The 20,690-nt window shown below is 59.2% G+C and carries 11 protein-coding genes; 3 read left to right on the top strand and 8 right to left on the bottom strand.

Annotated elements, in window-relative coordinates; all coding sequences use genetic code 11:
• Positions 1-51 precede the first annotated feature (51 nt).
• The 3 genes from NKH42_RS01315 to NKH42_RS01305 are packed head-to-tail and all read left to right on the top strand — an operon-like array spanning position 52 to position 4,321.
• Positions 52-2,367 (top strand): ATP-binding protein, encoded by a 2,316-nt coding sequence (locus tag NKH42_RS01315; RefSeq protein ID WP_352973894.1) that lies wholly within the window; start codon positions 52-54, stop codon positions 2,365-2,367.
• On the top strand, positions 2,367-3,515 hold the full coding sequence (locus tag NKH42_RS01310) for a hypothetical protein (RefSeq protein ID WP_292657240.1): 1,149 nt from the start codon (positions 2,367-2,369) through the stop codon (positions 3,513-3,515). Before NKH42_RS01315 ends, NKH42_RS01310 begins: the two co-directional genes overlap by 1 nt.
• Complete coding sequence (locus NKH42_RS01305; RefSeq protein ID WP_292657243.1) at positions 3,512-4,321, top strand: hypothetical protein; 810 nt, start codon at positions 3,512-3,514, stop codon at positions 4,319-4,321. Before NKH42_RS01310 ends, NKH42_RS01305 begins: the two co-directional genes overlap by 4 nt.
• A 368-nt stretch (positions 4,322-4,689) precedes the next feature.
• Here the strand turns inward: NKH42_RS01305 and NKH42_RS01300 are convergent, their stop codons facing one another.
• From NKH42_RS01300 to NKH42_RS01265, 8 genes are all read right to left on the bottom strand, one after another.
• The gene (locus NKH42_RS01300; RefSeq protein ID WP_352973893.1) at positions 4,690-4,980 is read right to left on the bottom strand and encodes a ribbon-helix-helix protein, CopG family; all 291 of its coding nucleotides are present in this window, start codon (positions 4,978-4,980) and stop codon (positions 4,690-4,692) included.
• Between the two features lie 439 nt (positions 4,981-5,419).
• Positions 5,420-5,881 carry a hypothetical protein gene (locus NKH42_RS01295; RefSeq protein WP_352973891.1) on the bottom strand — a complete coding sequence of 154 codons (462 nt, stop codon included), beginning with the start codon at positions 5,879-5,881 and terminating at the stop codon, positions 5,420-5,422.
• A gap of 168 nt (positions 5,882-6,049) precedes the next feature.
• Positions 6,050-10,723, bottom strand: coding sequence for an AAA family ATPase (locus NKH42_RS01290; RefSeq protein WP_352973890.1), 4,674 nt, complete (start codon positions 10,721-10,723; stop codon positions 6,050-6,052).
• Position 10,724: 1 nt separating this feature from the next.
• The gene (locus tag NKH42_RS01285) at positions 10,725-12,080 is read right to left on the bottom strand and encodes a hypothetical protein (protein WP_352973888.1); all 1,356 of its coding nucleotides are present in this window, start codon (positions 12,078-12,080) and stop codon (positions 10,725-10,727) included.
• A complete protein-coding gene (locus NKH42_RS01280) occupies positions 12,073-13,623 on the bottom strand; it encodes a DEAD/DEAH box-containing ATP-dependent helicase (RefSeq protein ID WP_352973887.1) in 1,551 nt (516 codons plus the stop codon). The genes NKH42_RS01285 and NKH42_RS01280 overlap by 8 nt, the downstream gene beginning before the upstream one ends.
• 53 nt (positions 13,624-13,676) lie before the next feature.
• Positions 13,677-15,731, bottom strand: coding sequence for a Druantia anti-phage system protein DruA (locus NKH42_RS01275; RefSeq protein WP_352973885.1), 2,055 nt, complete (start codon positions 15,729-15,731; stop codon positions 13,677-13,679).
• 782 nt (positions 15,732-16,513) lie between these two features.
• Positions 16,514-18,085 carry a CHAT domain-containing protein gene (locus tag NKH42_RS01270; RefSeq protein ID WP_352973884.1) on the bottom strand — a complete coding sequence of 524 codons (1,572 nt, stop codon included), beginning with the start codon at positions 18,083-18,085 and terminating at the stop codon, positions 16,514-16,516.
• Complete coding sequence (locus tag NKH42_RS01265) at positions 18,085-20,295, bottom strand: hypothetical protein (RefSeq protein WP_352973882.1); 2,211 nt, start codon at positions 20,293-20,295, stop codon at positions 18,085-18,087. Before NKH42_RS01265 ends, NKH42_RS01270 begins: the two co-directional genes overlap by 1 nt.
• Between the last annotated feature and the right edge of the window lie 395 nt (positions 20,296-20,690).

Genomic DNA, 20,690 nt, shown 5'->3' with positions numbered 1-20,690 from the left:
GCTGATGTCCATTATCCCCTCTAGGAAGGAGTTTTCGCGACACGGTCCAATATGTCAGAAGAAACAGATCCTCTGAAACTGCTGAAGGCGCAGCTCGCATCAGCGCTTGATGCCGACGCCACTGATTTCGAAACAATCCTCCAGCTAGCTGCCCAGATATCGAAACTTGAGCCGGATGTCGTCCGCTTCACCACCGATGCTGGCATGGTTCGGCGTCTTGGGCGCGAGCTCGTCGCCAAGCAGGAAACCGCGTTGGGCGAACTGGTCAAGAATGCCTACGACGCGGACGCCACTGTCTGCTCAGTCGACTTGGTCGAGCGCGGCGAGAGGACCTACGCCTTCGAGATCGTCGACGACGGTAGCGGTATGACGCAGTCAGAGCTTGCAGACGGGTTTATGCGCCTCGCAAGCGACTCCAAAGTCCGGAACCCCCTATCACCCCGTTTTCATCGATCACGCGCAGGCAAGAAGGGTATCGGTCGCTTCGCCACGGAGCGACTCGGGCAGCGCCTCACGATTGTTACGCAAACGATAGAGGAGAAGGACGCTTGGACCGTGACGATCGACTGGGATGCCTTCGCCCAGGGCAGCGATATTGGTCTGATTGCGAACCGGATTGTCAGTGGGCCAAAGGAACGCGAGCATGGTACCCGACTGACCATCGAAGGTCTAAGGGACGAGTGGACCGATGCCGACCTGCGGCGAGTGTACCGCTATCTTGCCACACTCCTCCAGCCGATGTTCGAGGAGGCAGAAAGTGGACGTGGGCCTGATGATGCTGGCTTCTCGGTAAGGCTTACTCGCAGCGGAAACGACCTTGGGAATGAGGATGTCGCCACTATCGACACCGAAATCCTTGATCAAGCCCTGGCGATAATCGAGGCACATGTTGACGAAGCAGGAAACGCCACCTGGGCGCTGGACTGCACCCGGTTCGAGATCACGTTGAAAGACGTGCCTATTGGTCTCGACCGCAACATGGTATCGCCCCTTGCCAACGCACGGAATGTGCGGCTCAAAGCTTGGTACTTCATACAGAGCCGGGAGTTTTTGGGCCATTCGACCGGCTTCATAAAACGTCTTTTGGTCGAACAGGGCGGCATTCGTCTCTACAGAAACGGGTATCGGGTTCGTCCCTACGGTGAAAAGCATGACGATTGGCTTGGCTTGGATTTCAAGAATACGCGGATCTATGCACCCTTTAACAGCAAGACGTTCCTTGGCTTTGTGGCTGTCAGCGATCCAACGGGTGAGCGTTTCGAAGAGACATCGTCGCGCGAGGGATTAATTCAAACTGCGGCTTTCGAGGAAGTGCGGCAACTGGCCTACACCGTGCTTGTCTCCGCGGTGGGCCGCATTGAAGCGAAGCGCGGCCTAGGGCGAAAGAAGCCAGAAGCCAAAGACCCTCAGGGTGGAGAATCTGCTGCAAAAGAAGCCGAAGCCGCCGCCGCGGGCATCGAACAACTACTCCAAGATATCGAGCATGATGACGGCTCTGCTGGAATGGATCCAGAGCGCCGGGAACAGCTCTCCATTGCTGTTGACCGTCTAAGCGCCGCGGCCCGCGCGTCAGCTGATTTCGCAAGCGAACGCGATGCGCTTCTGGAAGAGCTTAGCATGATGCGCATCCTGGCCAGCATGGGATTAACGATCGCGGAGTTCACACATGACTTCTCTGCATTGGCAGAGACCATGGAGCTGAACCTAAATGCGCTGGCCGGCGCCGCCGGGCCAAGATCAGACCAATTCGACGTTGCGCTGGGCCGTTTTCGCAACCAGTTTCGCCAGGTCCGCGCGTACACCGCGCATTTCGGCAGCATGACGACCAGCAATGCGAGTCGCGAGCTGCAAAACGTCGACCTGTATGGCTTCTGTCGGCAGTTTGTGGATGATTTGTCTGTGATGTTCGATCGGCGCGGTCTGGAGTTGACGGTCGAAAGGCCATCTGAATATCAGTTGCTGACGGCGGCTATGCATCCATCGGAATGGTCATCCGTCTTGCTGAATCTGCTCACGAATGCCATCAAGGCGGTGAACCGAAGTGGTCGGCAAGGCCGCTTTCTCATTCAGCTAGGTCGGCTAGACGGCAACCAAATCTATCTCGATTTCAGCGACAACGGTGATGGCATTCTGCCTGAAAATCGCTCTCAGATTTTCGATGCTTTCTTCACGACCAGTGGCGCTGCCCCTGTTCGTGCGTCGGAATCGGTTCAAGCACTAGGTACCGGTCTCGGGCTAAAGATTGTTGCGGACATAGCCAGTGCAGCTGGCGGCTTTGTGGCGGTACTCGACAAGGCGCCAGAAGGATTCGTAACCACTATTCGGGTGGCTGTGTCGACCGCCCCAGAACCTCAGGTGATTGTCTGATGCCCACCTACCTCCTCATCGATGATGATATTGGAGCTGCTGAGGATGCGACACTCTATGCCGAAGCACTTCAAAAGGCTTCCGATGGCACGTTGACGGTTGACACCCTAAAACCCGACACACTGCCCAAAACCTTGGAGGCAATTGCACAGAGGAAGCCCGACGGACTCTTACTCGACGTAGCGCTGACGAATGCTTTGACCGATCAGAAAGAGCAGGTGGGTTTCGACGGAATCGCATTGGCCCAACAGGTTCGCACACTTCAGACGAGAGGCAGGGCGACAGGGGCTGCGGCACTTTCCGAGTTTCCAATTATTCGATTTTCCAAGAAGGATGTGATTCGAGAATATGTGAACGAAGATCCAACCAGCGACGACCTATTCGACGAGATGATCGATAAGGGCGAACTGCTCGACTCTGCCGCACATGCTGCCTCCCGTGCATTGAGCCTCGCTGAAGACTATCCACGGGTCGTGGCGCTCGCCAAGAGCGAGATGGACGAGTCTGCGTTGTCAGAAGTACTTGGATGCAACCCGGATTTCCTGCTCCGTCTAGACCCGCGCACTTTGCTGGGACTTCGGCGGCAAGGCGCACCAGCTCACGCGCTTGCGCGCTACTTCACCGCCAAGCTTCTTGCTCGTCCCGGCCCGCTAGTCGACCATGACCTTCTGGCGGTGCGGTTGGGCGTGGACAGCGAAAAGTCTGAAGCGTGGCCGAAGTTGATGGAGATGCTTGCGCCGGCACGCTATGGGGGCGCATTCGGTGGTGGTTATCCGCGGTGGTGGTGGCCTGCCGTCATTGATTGGTGGCAGGAGAAAATAGATTCCGAGCATTTGCCAAATAGACTGGCGGCGACGGAACGTATCGACGCGCTTTCCGCTGCCCTCGGGTTTGCCGGTGGCGTCGTGCCACTTGCCCAAGACGAGGACAGTCCGGGCGAACGCTTCTGGCATATATGTTACCGATCAGGACGGCCTGTTGACCCTGCACAAGGTTTCGCTCTCTTACCGATGTACGGGCAAGAGAGTTGGCAAGACGCTGACTATCTGTGTCTAGAGGAGGCGATGCGCGACCCGCGCAATCCCCGTCTTGGGCCGCCAGAACGCAGTCGCCTTGCAGCCCGACTGAGCGCCAAGACTGCAAGATGAGCCCAGAGCTTCGTGATCGTCTGGATGCTGAGCGCCAGGCACGTGCCGATGAGCTCTATGCAATCGCCTCTCTACTCGAAAAGTGGAGCTTCACAACGGACGCAGGCCCGGTGCGTGAGGCCGCCAGCCAGTGTCGAGGCGCTATTCGAACTGTTAGAGGCGACGATCTCCCTGATCGGGGTCGCGAATATTGGGGCTATGAGATCACCGATCTTCTAATCGCACTGCATCCGCAGCGACATTGCCGACCTCGTGATGCTATTATGGACAGTGTCAGTGGTTCACTGACGGTCACCGTTCAAGAGTATGTTCCAGCCACTCCCGACGAAGTCGGGTCTGGCTTTCCGTTACTAAGGAAACTGGATACCGATTTCTTCTTCGACGCACAGCTAGTGGTGGATGGCTCACCGCAAGCGATCCGTTCAGCTTGGCACCTGGATACGCATCTCTACGTCGAGACCGTCAGTGACTCTGTCCATCCGCGCTTCCATTTTCAGATGGGTGGAGAACGGTTGGACCATTTTGATCATCTCATCCGCGGCGTCTTTGTTCCAGAGGCGCCCCGCATGCCAGCAGCTCCGCTCGATGGTGTGCTGGCCATTGATTTCGTCCTCGCCCATTATTGTGGCTCGGATTGGTCAGAGCTGCGCGAGATCGATGCGACTTATCGAGACCTTCGAGTAGCGCCTATCAGGCGGTACTGGGGGCCGTACTTCAAAGCGATCAGTGACGGAATTGCCAATATGAATGAGCAACCTGATGGTGGAACTGCCAAGGTGCTTATCCCGAACATTTTTGCGCCGTAGCGAGGACCACAGCGTGCGGCTAACGGGGCCGGGCTGTCGAGAACCGGAACTGCGCGCGATCGAGGTGGTCGGCTTCCACATCCCGATGCAAACCATGCGGACCACCGCGGACGGGGACAGTCGGTCCCGCGTCCCGGCCTGTGGCCGTCGCTATGCTGACGCTCCTACGGCTGTCCTGTTCACCGCCCCCGGCGGGGGCGAATTTCCTCCGTCCAACGCGCGACAATTGTCCGCTGTTGCGGACGCGCGCAGGACTGCGGTTTATACGCCGTTCTTCCTTAAAGCGCCGACGGTCGCCGCCGCGAAGATCAACGAGGCTGTAGCGGCATATCGTATGGAAAAGCGAATGTAGGACGGCCTCAACGCACCTATGCAGTCCCGTCGGTTTCGCCCTCCTCGTCGATGGCACGCACCGGGAGATAGGTGTTCGTCTCCAGCCACTCGCGCAACACAATCTGTATGAGGTCGGATCGGCTCACTCTCATCTCAGCAGCGATGGCGTTGAGCGCATCCTCAGTCGCCGGCTCCAGGGACACGCCGGCAACATTTCTGAGCATCAATGCCGCGCGACGAAGAATGATTTGCAGATCCGGCCGCGACATGTCCGCTATGCGATCTGCCGCGCTCTCAATCTCTTCAGCAAAGGACATACGGGTCATGGCCGGGTACCGCGCCGCTCTCTACGCCTTTTTGCCTTTTCCAACTCAACGGCGATGTAGGCGGCGGCGTGTTCTGTCGCTCGCCTCGTGTTCTCGCGCTGCCGTGCCAACTCCTCTGGGGGATAGTAAAGTTCGGGAATGGTTGCGGAGATTGTGGCGACCGTCGAAATCGGTTTCCATTCCTCCGCACCCATGGAAGGCCTTTGGGCCAACCGTCCTTTTGCCAGCGCCAAGACAAATGCAAGAGGTGAACGTCGCATCTAGTCAGGATTGCGGAAACCGTACGCGAGCGCAAGTCTCGCATCAGCTGCCGGAATTGCCGAAATGATCTGAATAGCGGCGCCAGGACGACTCGAAAGTCATCTACAGACCGGGACAGCCGATCCCCCAATGCAATTCCATGCTCGTCATTGCCGCGCCGCCTTTTGGGTGATCCGTGTCATTTCTGATCGCCTATCCACTCTTGGATCAGATGCCAGGCGTCCTCGTAGCTCTCTGGGTTGTCGATCCGAGACAGCGAGACCTTTCCCCAGAGATCGGTCGCGCTTTGGGCGGCCCGGACAATCTCAACAGGGAAACAGAAGAACCGGGGCGGTCTCCTCCCGTCGTCAGGGGCTCGCGTGGCCGCGCGTCTGAACCTGTATCCACGATTCAACGCGGCGAGAACGACAAAGTCGCAATCAAAGTTCTTTATGGCGAACGAGCGATCGTAATCAGTTGCCCATCGGCTCTTCACCTGTATCCGCGCTGAACGACCCGTCGAAGGGTCTAGCGCAACCAAGTCATAGCCGGCGAAATTTGTGTATGCCTTAAAGCAGTGGAGACCCTCGACCAATAGCAGACCGAGAACCATGAACTCAGCCCCCTCTGCCTCGAGCTTGGTGTTCTGCCGCTCACCCATCTCATTTCTCACCTGCCGGCACGGTCATCGCGTTGCCATTCTCGCGCAGCGCACGATCAACCACCAGATGAACCCTGTGACTTCCCATGAATACCGGAATGGCCCTCACAAGCACCAGTGCCGGAAGATCCTGCGAAGCGCTGCCGTAGTTGTTTCAGGCCATGAACGTTATGTTGTTCGGCGCGAGATGCGATCGCGGAAATCCGGAACCACCGGCGCCGACAAGTAGCGGCGTCCATCGGAAGTGAGACTTCTGCCACCCGGTCCTACCCGGATAAGATCGAGTCGCGTGAGATACTCGGAAATTTCCACGAAATCTCCGCGATTTGAAATGCCGAGACCACGGCGCACCTCCTCTTCTGACGTTGGACCGCGCGTGCGTAGCAAAATGAGATATTCGCGATGGGTTGGGGTCAGACCGTTCCTGTCGATAGAATGAGTGTTTTCGAACCAGCTTGAAACTGCATCGGACGTCATCAAGCGGGAAACGTCCGCACGGCTCGGAACATCCCCCAAGGCGCTTGCGGCGACCCCATAAAAGCTCGCGACCAACGGCTCGAGAATGTTCACGGCTGGGCGAGGCGCGCACTGCATGCGCGCTGCTATTTCTATGCATGTCTCACGGCTCAACGCCGCGCCTTCAAGCTTCTCCTTAGAATGGAGCCAAACAATTCCGGCCAATTCTTCCAGCGTGTAGGATCGCAAAGTCGTGCGGTCCGGCCGGCTCAAAAACGCCTCGGTCAACTTGCCTGGGTCGGTCGTGGCGAGCAGGAATACGACTCTAGCGAAGCTATACACAGTGTTGCCCACGGTCGTGTTGCGACGCTCATCAAGGGCGCTCAACAACACAGTCGCGACGGATCCCGCGATCGCGTGCACCTCGTCGATGAAAATCAGGCATGGCTCGACCTCAACCGTTCCGGTCGCGCGGCGTGGCACTTTTTTGTGCTCTACGAGCCGATCGATGATCATGTCAGGACGGCGAAGATCCGCCCCGTTGAATATGATCGGCTCCAACTTAAGCACCTGCTCGGCAATCCGACGAGCAAGAGTGGTCTTGCCCACGCCCGCTGGTCCGACAAATAACTTGTCGAGGAAGCGCTCACCCCAGCCAAGCGCCTTTTGCGCCTGGTTCACCAGCTCGCGAGCAACTTCATATTGTCCGATCATGCCGAGCGCGTTCACGGCGGGCGGCCATTCCAGTGGATCGGCGGGGTCTATGATCAGGGGCGATTGAGCAGGAACTTCAGATTGCTCACTCTTCGGCTTGGCCATTTCCGGTGTTGCCGGCTGCACCGTCTCGCCACGGTCAATTGTTACATTCGCCAACTCAGCTTCGGCCCCGTCGCTGGCGGGCGCTTTGGGTCGTGTTGGTTTGGGAGGCTTGGGGCCTGAGGATGTGTCGTCCGGTGGCGCGCGCCCCGGCAGCGGTGGTGTCTGCTGTTCTTGAGCGATTAGCGACTCTGCCAGCGGCTCGGTAATCGTGCGCACCACTATGGGAATTGCCGTGCCGGGGAGCACGGTTGAACGCGGCGACTCAGCAGAGCGCAATTTGACCAGAACAACCTCGCCATCAATCCGGACAACAGGTCGTTCACTCGTGTTACCAAACAATTTTTGAAGCCAGGGACCCCAGGCCAGGCGGCGCGCACTGTCCTCGGCCTCGGTGCTCCACCTGCCCGAGGCAGCGCGTACCAAGACCTCTTTCAACATTTCAGACCGTGGCGCGCCGAAGGGGCCGTCGCCCGCAACGGCGTTAGCGAGAACCGCAGCCGTACTCTGTATCTGTGCCACAGCCCGTGCGATCAGTGCCGCCTCGTCAGATAGGACAGTTTCCTGTGTTGTCTTCACCTCTATGGCCGTCAGCCGGAACGCGCCATCAGGGTCACGGCGCACCGACAACAAGTCGCAGCGTTCAGGCCCCGCCCTTACACCCAATTTGAGCCACAGCCTCGCAATCTTGCCATCGACCGACGCAATCAGTGCGTCGGGGTGGGAGCGTCGCAGATCGCGCGCAGCGAGCAGCATGCCGACAAAGCCTAAGACCTTGCCATTGTCCGGCTGTCCCGATTGCTTCTTGATCATATCGAGCAGACCGGCCCCCACCAGGTTGACGCCTTGACGCAGGATATCGCCAAGGCCATCGGGCGTGACCGTCAGGTTGCAGGACTGGAATGCCGAATACATAAGGTTCGACAGCCGGCCATAATCGGCCGCACTGAGCAGGAGCTGTCTGTGGCCTTCCTTTCGCTCAAGCAATCGCACCGAACGCATGCCGGTTTCGGCCGGCAGAGCGCGATCGGCGAGAAGCACCCAGCGCGCGATGGGCGCATCGCCAAGTACAAGCTTGTCAATCGTCGCGCGGAGCATGTCAGCATCGGCGGACGCCACCATCGTGCTGTCTCGCTGCTCTTGTTCAAGCTCATGGATCATAAGGACGAAGTCAGAGAAGGGCGGCTCTCCTGGATGAGGGCTGAGACTGATGTCGCCAAGAAATTCGTCAACGACGATCTCGTAACGAATGCAAAATGGGCTCATCGGCAGGAATCGTTCCACCCTACGCCGCCGTACCGAAATTGCAGACTCGTCAAATATTGCTGCAATATGGAACGCCCTTTCGCTCAGGGCACCGTCGACCAGATGCTGCAGGCTGTCGGCAGCCACAGTCTGGACACGAAGATCAAATCGACCGGCCGCAACCTTCTCATAAATAAGATCTTGAGCCCGGCCCTCAAGCGTGGCGGCAGCGACGAGACGGTCCTGGTGCCCCGAACTTGCTAGAATCGTCACTTCGATCCCAGGCAGGCGATTCACATTGTTACGTCGCTCGTCCAGAAGCCTCGCAATGCGTTCGAGCAATTTCGAAGGCTCTGGCGGATTGATCAGAGCCAGGCGAAGCGGACGCGGATGGTTTGGGTACAGCAGCACGTAGTGATCGATCGCCAGGATGAGCGTATCCACACCATCAGCACTGCTGACAGCGTTGTGCAGATTTTCGAAAGTCGCCATACCCCAGATTGTGTTTGCGACAGGAAGGAGCTGGTTCAAACCACGCCCGTCAGGGGTCGCGCCAGTGCGGATAACCCCCAGAAACTGCTCCGGCCTTTTAAGTTCCGCGATGAGAACGGCTCGATCGGCCTCGTCAAGCGTGCTCGTCTGGGCAAGATCCTTCAGGACCTCACCAAGTCGCTGGTAGCGCCACAAATGCAGCGGATGGAGAGGCAACATGACGGACTTGGCGCTGACGCCGCCATCGGCCCGCCGAATACGAACTTGAACGATGTCGAGCGACAGTATCCCATCAAGGGTCGCTTGCGCCCATTCGCGAGACCGCTCCCAAACCAGCCTGTAGTGGCGCTGAACGTTTCTGAACAATTCAGAGGCTGCAGCCAAATAGGCCTTGCACATCTCGCGGCTTGTCGGATGGCTGTCGAGCCATTCACGAGGGTGTATCGTGAGCGGCTGTACCCAACTTGCCAAGTCCGCGCGCCGCGCGACAAAATCCTTCCATGTGTCTACGAGCGGTCGCGAACATGCTTCCCGCACGGCGTCGACGGTATCCCATTTTTCAAGCAAGTTTTCAATTGAGCGCACCTGCCCGTTGTGGCGCCAGATAGCCTCGACATCCAGGAACGTGGGGTCGAACTCGACATAGCGCGCCAGCGCCTGAGGCAGATCCGCAACGTCCGTTTCTATGAGGCCGCCGAACCGGTCAACGGCGCAGAAGGCGGTTACCCATTCCAGCAGTTTCTGATCGACAGGCTCATCCAGGGTTACGGTACCCCGGGATGTCTGCGCGCTCGCGGAGATCCTGTCCCCGTCGAATTCCTCCCATGCCTTGTCGAGAGCAACGCCTATCGCCTCGAGGTCTTCTTCTCGTCCTTCTAGCAAGGCATCGATCGACTCTACCGAAAGGTCCGGTTCGCGCTGAGGCGCACGCCCAATCTCGTCCGCATCATCGACGGGTCCCGCCTCGTCATCCATCGGCCTGTCGAGGGGCAAACGAATGAGCTGCGTTGCGTCTTCGAGAGTTAGCCCGGATAGGGGATCGCCACGCCTATGGGCGTCGAGCCGGTCCAATGCTGCGCTGACACTGTCGCGAGTAGCGTCATTGATGTATCGAGCGGCTCGAGCGCGCTTCTGACGAATTTCCCCGGGAGACAGGATCGTGACGAGCTCGCCCAACTGGAGATTGCGCTCCAGCTCTTTGCCAATGTCAGGCTTTTCGAACAGATGGGGGTCCGGGAGCAAACCGAGCGCCGGCAATGCCTCCCTCGGTGCGTCGATTGCACCAATTGGAGCTTTTGACCACGCTTCCAGAAACGCCGTGATGCCATCCAGCGAGCGCAACGGCTTGAGCGCTTGCTGATCGCTCAGCGCCTGCAAAAGCATGCGATGCTGAGGGGTCGCAGTAAATGCTGGATCCGACCTTGCCCAAGCGAGCAAGTAGGATGCGAGTTCCGACGATGTCGCGCGCGCAAAGAATCGAAGGCCGTGGACGCTCGGGTTATATCCAGTCGCAAGCGCAATGATCCGTGGATGCTGATCCCGCTCATTCCGCCATTCCGTCGCGACGTGCAAATCGGTGGTTATGCCGGCAAGGCCCTGCAGTCCGCCTGACCTCACGATCTCCTTCAATGCGTCATCGTCAACGCCAAATCCGACAAGAGCCAGAGAAAATCCTTCATCGACAAAGCGGGATGATTTGCTGAGCGCCTTTACGAGAATTTTCACGTCGCATCGCGGAAGACCTTCGCGTGCGAAATCATTGTCGCGGTCGAGTGCCTCGACGATCCAACAAGCAAGGGCTTGTGCGACAAAATGCGGTGCCAGACGGGTCATTCTAAATAAGGTCCTCGGCATCAATTGCGCACAACGTCAGACCGTCCGACGGCTCGACCGCAAGACCGAGGCGGACAAGCAGAGCCTGAAAGCTCGCTGCGTTGGGCTGCAGGTCCTCGTCGCTGTCGAGCGGACCGAAACGCTGTGCGCGCAACAGCTGGGCGTCCTCGGCATCGGCGCCCACGCAGATGCACCACGTCTGGCGCAGAGCACGGGCCAATTCTGATAGGGTCATGATCTGCCGCGGTCCTATCAAGCTTAAGACCAGCACACGCAGCGTGTCGGCTTGAATCTCAATGTGCTTACGCTTCGCGTTCGCAGCGCGAGGTTGAACAAAGCCAATTCGAACGCCGAGGTCGCGGAAATGATCATCAAGGGTTTGGCGGGCATCGGCGGACGCGGCGAAAACAGCCCAATCACTGGCGGACAATTCGGTCGCCTTTCCGTCCCGCTGGCGATCATAGCTTGCCGAAAAGATATCCAGCTGCCTCGCATAGCTTGCTCGGCTCTGCGCACGGATGCGCGGGTTCGTCCCTTGCAAAGCGTCCACTAGCAAAAGTGGGTCTGAACCACCTCGCTTCATCATGTAGACAAACAGCCAGCCGCAAAGGCCGATGATGAGGAAGCGGAGCGCGTAGGCAGATCGGCTCGTCTCCAAATTCTGCACCAGCCGGCCAATGGCCGCGGTTTGCGCCTGCATTTCGGATCCAAGAAGCCTCAGCCGATCGCTGTCCAACGGGCCGAATTGCTCGTCGTAACGGTCCGCAAATGGCTCATCGAACTCATCGAGCAGTGGCGCGCCCAGGTCCGCAAGTGGCGGCGGTGGTGCTTCCAGCAAGCGTCGGCAGCCTTCCAGGACAGCCTGACCCTCAGCCGTTGCCTCCAGAACTCTCAATACGAATGTTCCGGAATATCCATGATTTTTCGACTTGTTGGAGACGTAGCGGAGCGACGGTGCACTGTAATCCGTTCCGGGAGAGTTGTACGGGGCGAAGGCGGCGTTCAGCGCTGCGCCATCGTTGTTATAGGCGGCATTAAGATGGGCGCGAAGCGCGCGAAAATCTTCCGCATCGATGTCGCTGCTGAGGCGCTCTAACTCGACCAGCCGAGGGTAGAGCCGATCTGACGGATATTCGTCGAGCAAGTTTTTCTTGTCGCGCGGCGCGGCTTTGGGCACAGATGCCTTGTTCAGCAGTTCTAGTTCGTACTGCCGCTCAGTCAGCGCGAGCAGAAAGCTCGTGGCAAAATGGACTGGCTTCATGCGCTTTGGCTGATACCCCAGAAACGCCGCATGAACGCGCCGTTCAGCGGCGGCATCTGCCGAGATGCCTTCCTTGGTCCGGCGCGGTTTAAGCATAGCGCTTGACCCCATCATAGCGTTTGCCATCAGCGCTCAGGCTGATCTGGATCACGTCAAGATTTTCGAGGTGGACCGACCAAATCGTGCGGACACCACTGTCATCCGCTTTGCCGAGCCTTTCCAAGAAAGCATCGAGCTTGTGGATGTCGCGTTCCGGAATGAGCTTGCGCGGAAGTCCGCGCCCGAGGCGTTTGAGCGTTCGGTACAAGGGGAAATCAATCCGCAATTTCGGATTGTTGGCCAGGGAGGGGACGCTGAGGGCGATGTGATCGGGCTGATACTCAAAGCAGCCCGTCAGCCTCGAAGGCAGGCGAGGCACATCGACAGAGAATCGGTCGATTGCAATCCGACAGGCTGCGAGAAACGATCGCGAAGGCTGCTCGTGGAATCTGTGACCATTCCACAAATAAAGATGATCCTCACTGCCCGAGAATCTGACTGGGCAGTATGCCGCATTGATGGCGGTGATTAGTTGACTGGCAAGTTGACCGTTTGATCCTCCAGAGAGAAGTTTGCTGAAGTCCTGCGCATCTGGATCTGCAAGCGCGAAAGCGTGGTGTCCATCGCGGTGTTCGAAATAGAAGCGCCGCTTCAACGCTGCAAAGTTTTCTTCATCAAGAAGCGAATGCGGTGCCGGCGCGGGAGGTGTTGCTGCCCATCCCGATCGAATGGGCTCGCCGCGAGACTCAAGGACCACGTCCCATTGCGGATGACTGCATCGGGCAGGATCGACATCGCGCATTGCGACGGTAAGATCGAACCGTGCATCGGCGGCAAACAGCGTTTCGGAATACCAGTCGGAACGCTGATAGTCGCGTTGACCGCTCGTTCCGAAAATCAAGCGGGCGGCCAGGATCCACAATTCTCGCACCGTGGCGCGGTGTCCGACCGACAACAGTCGAGCCATCAAAAATGCCAACCGCTCCCGCACGCTCGGGATACTGAGCAGGGCATGGTTTCGCGCTGCGATGGTATCGCGGTCGACATTTATCATACGCCGCAGCGCACTGTCGTTCAGCAGCGTGTCGACCAGACGGCTGAAAAAGTTGGCGGCTAGCGGATTGCGAAGGCTGAGGTCGACGACAATGACATCGCTTCGGGCGTCCTCGTCCGCCGAATTGGTGCCGTAGGCCAGCCGGTGGCGGCATTGGCGTTCGACCTCCGCGAGCTGCTCGAATCCTTCCTTGACGGTACGCAGCTGAAACAACGGGTATTCGTTCGCAGCCATGCAGAACGGTCGACCAGCCCGTAAAGCCCCGCGCCAAGCGTCCAGCACAGGCGTCGGATCGTCGCCACGCATGAGCGCCGTCGCGTCGGACAGCACGTGCGCACCCGCCGCCTCAAGTGCCGGTCGGATACGACGCAGAATATGGGTCTTGCCGTCCCCGGCGTTGCCGGTAAGGATGACGCTTCTTCCCTCCGCGACCTGTTGGGCTACGAAAGTCTCGATTGAGGTGGGCACATGCAGGCGGTCGAACTCCTCCGCCGTTAGAGCTTCAGCGATGGCTTTCGGGCCTGCTGCCGCCAGCGTCGTCCACAATTTGCAGTCACCAGTATCGTCTACCCCCGTAGTCTCCGGGTTCCCGCTCTTAATCACTCAATACTGTCCCCTTGGTCGGTCAGATAGTCGCCCAGCGGTCGGAAACTGTCCACCAGCAAATGCTTTAGAGCTGGCTGGTGGTTGAGCCGGCTCGCAAGCCAACGCGACCGCCAATAGTCTGCAATACGCTCGGTTGCTCCCTCAAAATTGTCCGGGTCGGCGACATAGGACGGAAGGCGGCTGGTTCGTTCCATAAGCCAGTCCCGCGCAGCGTCGAACAATGGCGCGGCATATATCAGCCGACGCTGACGGTGCTGGAGGAGTTTGTCGGGATCAAAACCCAGCATTCGAAGGCCCATTTTGAGCTTTCGAAGCTTTGGGCTGGTTCCTTCGCCAAAGACGCTGTTGACCTCCTTATATTCATGCGTGCGAGAGAGCAGCGCGTCGATCGAGCGACTTGTTTCGGGAGAGAACTGGACGGTTCCGAATCCCGAAGTCGGTCCGATAGACCGATAGGCGATCTCCGCTTGGTCAGGCGCGATCGTCCCCGAAGGAATACGGAGCCGGTTGTATTGGCTCGACCCGTGAACATAGAGGCTGGTCGTTCCAAGATAGACCAATGCGGTGTCCCGCGTGACCGGTTGGTTGCGCATTTGTGACGATATGATCGACGGACTGTCGTATGCTCGGCGATAGTCCGCAGCCACCTGAGGGCTCAGCATCAGAAGTGCGACCAGCTTGCCGCCGAGCATCCCGGAGTAGGGGGGGATCGCACCGCATGTTGTGATTTCCAAAAGATTGGCACCAGCACGTCGTGCCTTCAAGGCTTCGAGGACGATGTTGATCGCGCTTCGTACCTCGTCCTGTTCCAGTGTGGCCATCGCTCTGACCGGATCAACCAGTGCCGACCGATGTTTCTTTAGAGCAAGACGAGCTTGCAGCAATCGTCCAATAGCATGCGCGCGTTTCTTCGCTATGAGCTGTTTTCTGGCCGTGTGCATACGAGCGTCGATGGAAGCCTTTGCCTCCATCTCGAGCACATTGTCATCGACGGGCGGCGCGTCGTCCATTTCCCAACGTGTCACCTCGAAGGCATCGAGCTCGCCACTTGCCAATTCGCGCAACAGCTCTTCGCGAAGACGTGCAAACTCCTGTCCGCGTCGCAGAAGTTTGCGTATGATTTGGTCATCCGGCTCAGCAACCTGCTCGGCTGTCACCAAGTTTGTCCATTCGACCTCCCCTAGAGACGTGTCGATCTGTTGCTCCAGCCAGCGAACCTCGGCGTCGAGCGCCATTACCCCTGACGCAGCTGCGGCTGCGAACCGTGGCCCCAAAGCCCGGCGATGCCAGCCGATGAATGATTCGCGCGTCTCACCCATTTCCAACGGGCAATTGTTCAGGGAGGCGATCCCAATGATCGGCTTTGAGGGGAGCGCGTGATCGCGAACAAGGTAAAGCAGCTGACGGCCAGGTGTTGGCACCTGTGGAATTGACCACGTATACCGAACATAGCGCCAGATTTCGCGCAGGCTGTGGCCTGTCAATTCGTCCTTGGTGTCGTCAGCGAGCTCAAGCACCGGCTTGACCGCCTTGCTCAGCGCCTCGGTTCGAGCCGTCCCCTCCATGTCCGCTGCTTTGGCCAGCCTTCCGGCGAGCTCGGAGCCATCTGTAAAAAGAAGTCGAATGCTCTTCTTGTCGCGGCTCCCAGCCTCCATTCTATGAATGAACGCGCGAACCGCGGGCTGGTCGAGTTGATCCTGCACCAACGGGCGAAGCTCGGAGCGCAGGATCTCCTTACTGGCAACAATCTCCGCTGTTGGACGACCGCTGACCACCTCTTTGGGATTTTCCAGCGCGAACCCATATCCCTGTTCGACCAGCTTCCAGCGGAGCCTCACGAGATCCATCAGAACGCGGATGCACGCCTCATAGACGAGCCGCTGCTCTCCAAGTTGTGTCGCGCGTTCGCACCACCGCAGTTCACTCGACAAGATTTCTTGCATACTGCCACGGTCGCCGGCCTGTTGAGCCGCTGAGAGCGAGCGGGCGAACTCGGGAAAACGCTCCGCCGGACTCCCGTCGAGTGGTGGGAACAGAGGTACGATCATGCAAATAGGCGGAAATTGCCGCTCGCCGGGCTATACACCGTGCTTTGCGCGTGGAGCGACTGGCGTCGCAAATTTTCGATCAGAATCATCGAAGTCAGATAGCATATTATGCTTGGCGCGGCCACCCGCATTGCGCATCCCGACTACAGCTCCTTCGACGTCAGCCCCTAGCCGACGCTGAGATGGAAAAGAACAGCTCGCGGCGGTGCGCTCGTGGGAAAAGCATGGTCGCCCCGCTCTCGCAGCTGGCGACACATGATGTGTTTTCTTCAAGCCACCGCTGCCTCGTAGTTGAACGAGAAAACCTCCGAGAATCTTGGCGGCTGAATCTTGGGTAGCGCTCCTGCACTGGATAGACGCCCCCTTTTCCCGTTATCGGTTCCCCTTTTTGAAGCGAAAAATTTCGTAGGGCTGGGAACGGTTCCTTCTGCAATGAGTCGAAAAGTCGGCATAATCCCCGGCTCATGGCGACGATGCGATTAACACGCTCATCGTCCGCGAAGAAGTTCAGTTGGTGGCAATCGGCGAATGTCGTCCAATCGCTTGGCATCATGTCCGATGAGAACAAACGCGGAACATAGCATACGCTTTTCACGTTTCAAGGGTCAGATGCGTTTGGGGCGCTTCCTGCTGCCAGTTCCGGGCACCAAGAACTCGTCTGGCGCCTTGCCATTCGGGGTTGTTGCAATTGGCACCAAACCCGTGTCGTCAGCGATGGGGTGAGATCGCAGTATGCCATTGGATTGTGCGGTGCGGACGGGCATGCAGCAGGCGGAAACCGTTCACCGTGCCGGTCGGGCGATCAATGGGTCGCCATAGACCGTCATAGCCAGATCGGCAGCGGGGTCCGCGCCACGCGCGGCACGTACGGCCCCATTGGCGTCAAAGCATGCGTCGATCACTGGCGCGTGCGCCATCCATCGATCTAGGAAGGTTGGCAGCCATACAGGAGGCACTGAATTTTCGAGCGGCCAGGGCGGGGCCACGACAGCCCGACATCCGCGTGCGAGCAATTGCTTGGTAAGTCCGATGGTCGTGCTTGCGCCGGGATGCTTGTCGATCCGACCGCCGGAGCACACGAACAGAACGACCACGCCGATATCCCGCAACGCTCCGGACACTGTCGACGACGCCAGCGCAAGATCGACATCATCGGTGACGACACGGAAATAGCGTTTGCCCTCGCCGACGCCGCCATGAGCGCCGATAATCACCATATCGGAATTTGACAGTTCCGTCGGCGTGTCTTCACCATTGAAGAGTTCCACGGCATGATTTTCAAAGCTTGCTCGTAGCCGATCTGCAAGGACGGCAAGAGCGGGCAGCCCCTCCGCAGGCTCAGCGTCGGGAATCCAGGCGCGAATGAAGCCATCCCCTTTGAATGCTGTCCGACGCGCGTCACGAAGCCATGTGATGGAGGGTGCCACTGCAAGACGATGCTCCTGACCCGCCAGCTGGCGGTCGATCTGAAGAATGTTGGGAGGCAGCGCCTGCAGCTCGGTCTCTGCGACGATGACTGCCCGCGCAGGGAGCTTGGACAGCCCCAAATGACGCGTGCTCAGGAAGAAATCGTGCGACGTATCGCGCTTCGGATCTTGGTAGGCATGAGGATAGCGCTCCCGCCACTCGCGCAGCGACGTGCCTGAAAAGGTCTCCTCGTCCTCCACCACGATCGATGCTTCCGTTTGCGAGAAGATCACTCGGGTCAGTCTGTTGTTGGCCAACCCGAGCATGACAACGTCAATGCCCTCCGCAGCGACCTCACGGGCGTAACGCGCGGGCACTCCAACCTCCTTTGGAAGTTCCGTCACGCGTCCGCCGCTCGGCGCTGGCAACCCAAGGTCGCTGATGATCTCGATGGCGAAGGCTGCCGTGTCGGGATCGTCAGTCCCGACTTCCAGCAGACGCTTTGCTCCGATCGCGAGATGGCGCAAGTCAAAGCCGACATCGTCGGCGTAGCGGGCGGCGTCGATCGCGGCGGCCAGCCGTGCGACTGTCTCCTTGTCTGGCGCCGCATCGGTGGTAATGGCGAGAAGGGTTTGCGCCAGATCGCCGAGACGAGCCCGCCCCTCGGCGATAGCCGCCTCGACGTCTGTCGGGACTGGGATTCCGGCGTTTCGTGCGATGCGGGCGATGGAAGCCAGCAACATGGTGGCAGGCCCGGCATCGTCGTTGTTTTCAATGACAGCCCGCAGATTGGCCGTCGTGTCCGCCATCAGGACCGCGACTTCATCCGCGTCAAGCGCCTTCCGGTTGACGCCGGCCAGACGGATCTGCAACTCAATCGTATCGAGCCAATGACCTCGGCGTTCCGTCAATCCTGCGATCGCGAGCGCCGCGCGGGCGCGCGTCATCAGGGGAGGAAGGAGCGGAATGAGGCCAATGTCGCGGAAAAGGCGAATACCAGGTGGCTCTCGTACCACAGTTGGTCTCCATCCACCGCGGTGTCGGCGGCCAAGGCGCAAGCATAGCCAATGAGAGCTTCGATCACATGGCCTGACCTGTGATAGAGATCGGCGAAGCTGTACCAAGCGACTCTGATCCGATGCGGGTCCGTACCGGCAATGTTGAGTGCATGCTCCGCGAGGTCACGAGCGCGCTGAGCTTGACCATGCAGCGCAAATTTTCCCCCCGCAGTTCGCAGTAGCATCAGGTCAGCGTCAGGCTGCGTGCCGAGAGTGGCCAGCGAAGTGGCGACGAGCAGGTAGTTCTCGATTGCGGTGGCGTCCCCTTCGCTATAGGTCTCTCCCGCATATTCCAGCAGCTCGACGAATCCAGCTACCGCCTCGTCGGCGGGTATGGACAACTTGTCGGCGGGGAAACGGGAGCGGCCCAGCACGGTCCCAGGCTCCCGCTCAAAGTGCTCCATACCCGTGCGCAGAATGGGCGATAAGAGCTTTGGATCACACGGCCTCGGTCGTTGCTCAAGGGGCGTAGAGGCACGGAGGCTTACGTCGCGTTCGCCATATTGCAGACAGACTTTCGCAATGACGGCCGTCGAGGCCGCGCCACCGATCATCTGCGGAGACAGAAGGTCAGCGACCTTCAATCGGACGTGGCCGTCAAGCGGATTGCGCGAAAGCCAGCGGATGGACTCGCCCACGACCGTCGCCGCCCTTGCGCTGTCGCATGCCGCATCAAGCGTGAGGATACCGCGTTCGAGCATCTCCATCGCGGCCCAGACATTGGCCCGGGATTGTTCGCTGGTGTCGCCGACGTCAGCAAGGAGAAGATCAAACGCCTCGGCGCGGCGCCCAGCCCGCTCGAGGGCCGTTGCGGTGGCTCGCCGGGCCCGGGCCAGACACGCCGGAAAGGCTACTCGGCATTTCGCCAGCACGCGTTCAGGTTCCAACGGTTCGGCGGTCAGTTCGGCATCGAGCCAGCGGAGATAGGCCGCCTCGAGGCTAGCGTCGGCATTGCCGGTTTCTTCGAGCCGCAGCGCTGCGTCGCCGCGTCGGTCCTCCGCAACGAGTCGTCGGACCGAGCGCTCGACCAAAAGTGGCGATCGGGGATATCTCTCACCAAGAGTCGCCTCAATCGCTTCGACCAGTGCTGCATCTCCCAAATCGTCGGCATGTCGTAGCGCCATCTGCATCGTTTCAGCGCGACTGAGCTCAGGATATGCCCGCGCGAGCAGGCTTTGGGCTGGCTCGGTCAGACCCGCTTCGATGGCGGGTCCGACAAAGAGCAAAGCACCGTCCCCTTTCTCGGCGTCGATGACGTCTTTCTCCCGCGTGAACTCCGCCACGGTCTCGATGATGAAACCTGCCTCGTTGAAGGCCGTCATTCGATTGAAGACACGTTGCGCAGGCGAGAGACTAGGCTGGCTTGCAATCTCACCAAGGGCCGTGGCGATTTCGCCGGCGCGCGCTAGACCGATCCAGCGCTGTCGGAGTGCGGTGGCCGCAAGGACCGACAGCCCAGGATTGCTCGCAGTCGCAACACCGCAATGGTCGACCGCCGACAACAAGTCCTGGTGCCGCTGGCGTTCAGGCCACCATTCGCCGGCATCCAAGACCACATAGCTACCCACGGGATACACAGTCTCGACAACGGATTTGCCAAGGGCGTGGAGTTCGGGGACCCAAACATCTTCGGGAGCTTCGGGAATAGCCGGCAAGTCGAGTGGTTTGCGATATCGCGCCGCCCACGGCACAACGAAAGCGGCCGGATGGGATGCCCGAATGAACTCTACGAGAGCGGGCGCGTCGAAGGTCGCCATCGTCACGAAACGTATTTTAGGAGACAGCGTGATCTGGTCCGACTTTTCCCGTTCGAGGGAATACAACTCAATGGCTTGCTGGCGATAGGCGGTCTCAATGCCCGTCCTGGCCGTCTCTTCGGTTTGCCCCGGCGGCAGAATTATCACCACCTCCTGGACGAGAGGGCCCTTGTCGTTCCCTAGCAGTGTCAAGAGCAAGCCGTGCGCGCCGCTCCGTTCCAGAGAACCGCTGCCGACTACAAAAAAGTCGGCGCCAGGCGAGACGCCATTCTTTCTATAGAAATCCACTATCGTAAATCCGGCCAATTCACTGTCGTCCGGTCCGCTGCTTGTCGTATCCATTGTCCTGATATTTTCCTGTGCAAGCTGGGCGGCACGAATGACGGTTCCAGAAACCGGGCGAGCGCTGTCCTACGCTCATCGGTCGCACACCCACAAGAGACAACCTTCGACTGGAATGCGGTCATTTGAGAGGTTGATGAACGGGATGTCTGCTGTTGTCGCTGGTTCAAGCGGCTACGGTGAAGTGACAGGACGACAAGCCCGGTCCCTTTGGCGACAGGCCAAACTCAGATTGCCGGCGATCGCGCGGGGAAGATGGTCTTGGCCATCTCTCCCCCGCGAACGCCGCCTGCGGCAGAGCGGGGCCGCCGGCTCGCAAGGCGGGCATAACCGACACCCGCTGAACTGACCCCATCCGCCCCGCTCGACGCGCAACCCAGCTCCGCTCGCCGGCA

Origin of the sequence: Mesorhizobium sp. M1142, assembly GCF_040318565.1 — a bacterium.
In the GTDB taxonomy this organism is placed as follows: Bacteria; Pseudomonadota; Alphaproteobacteria; order Rhizobiales; family Rhizobiaceae; genus Mesorhizobium.
This window is presented reverse-complemented; position numbering and strand designations above follow the sequence as displayed.

Excerpts from the sequence above, each read along its gene's own strand:
- NKH42_RS01315 (WP_352973894.1), top strand. The coding sequence starts at position 52 with ATGTCAGAAGAAACAGATCCTCTGAAACTGCTGAAGGCGCAGCTCGCA.
- NKH42_RS01310 (WP_292657240.1), top strand. The coding sequence starts at position 2,367 with ATGCCCACCTACCTCCTCATCGATGATGATATTGGAGCTGCTGAGGAT.
- NKH42_RS01305 (WP_292657243.1), top strand. The coding sequence starts at position 3,512 with ATGAGCCCAGAGCTTCGTGATCGTCTGGATGCTGAGCGCCAGGCACGT.
- NKH42_RS01300 (WP_352973893.1), bottom strand. The coding sequence starts at position 4,980 with ATGACCCGTATGTCCTTTGCTGAAGAGATTGAGAGCGCGGCAGATCGC.
- NKH42_RS01295 (WP_352973891.1), bottom strand. The coding sequence starts at position 5,881 with ATGGGTGAGCGGCAGAACACCAAGCTCGAGGCAGAGGGGGCTGAGTTC.
- NKH42_RS01290 (WP_352973890.1), bottom strand. The coding sequence starts at position 10,723 with ATGACCCGTCTGGCACCGCATTTTGTCGCACAAGCCCTTGCTTGTTGG.
- NKH42_RS01285 (WP_352973888.1), bottom strand. The coding sequence starts at position 12,080 with ATGCTTAAACCGCGCCGGACCAAGGAAGGCATCTCGGCAGATGCCGCC.
- NKH42_RS01275 (WP_352973885.1), bottom strand. The coding sequence starts at position 15,731 with ATGATCGTACCTCTGTTCCCACCACTCGACGGGAGTCCGGCGGAGCGT.
- NKH42_RS01270 (WP_352973884.1), bottom strand. The coding sequence starts at position 18,085 with ATGACGCGCGCCCGCGCGGCGCTCGCGATCGCAGGATTGACGGAACGC.
- NKH42_RS01265 (WP_352973882.1), bottom strand. The coding sequence starts at position 20,295 with ATGGATACGACAAGCAGCGGACCGGACGACAGTGAATTGGCCGGATTT.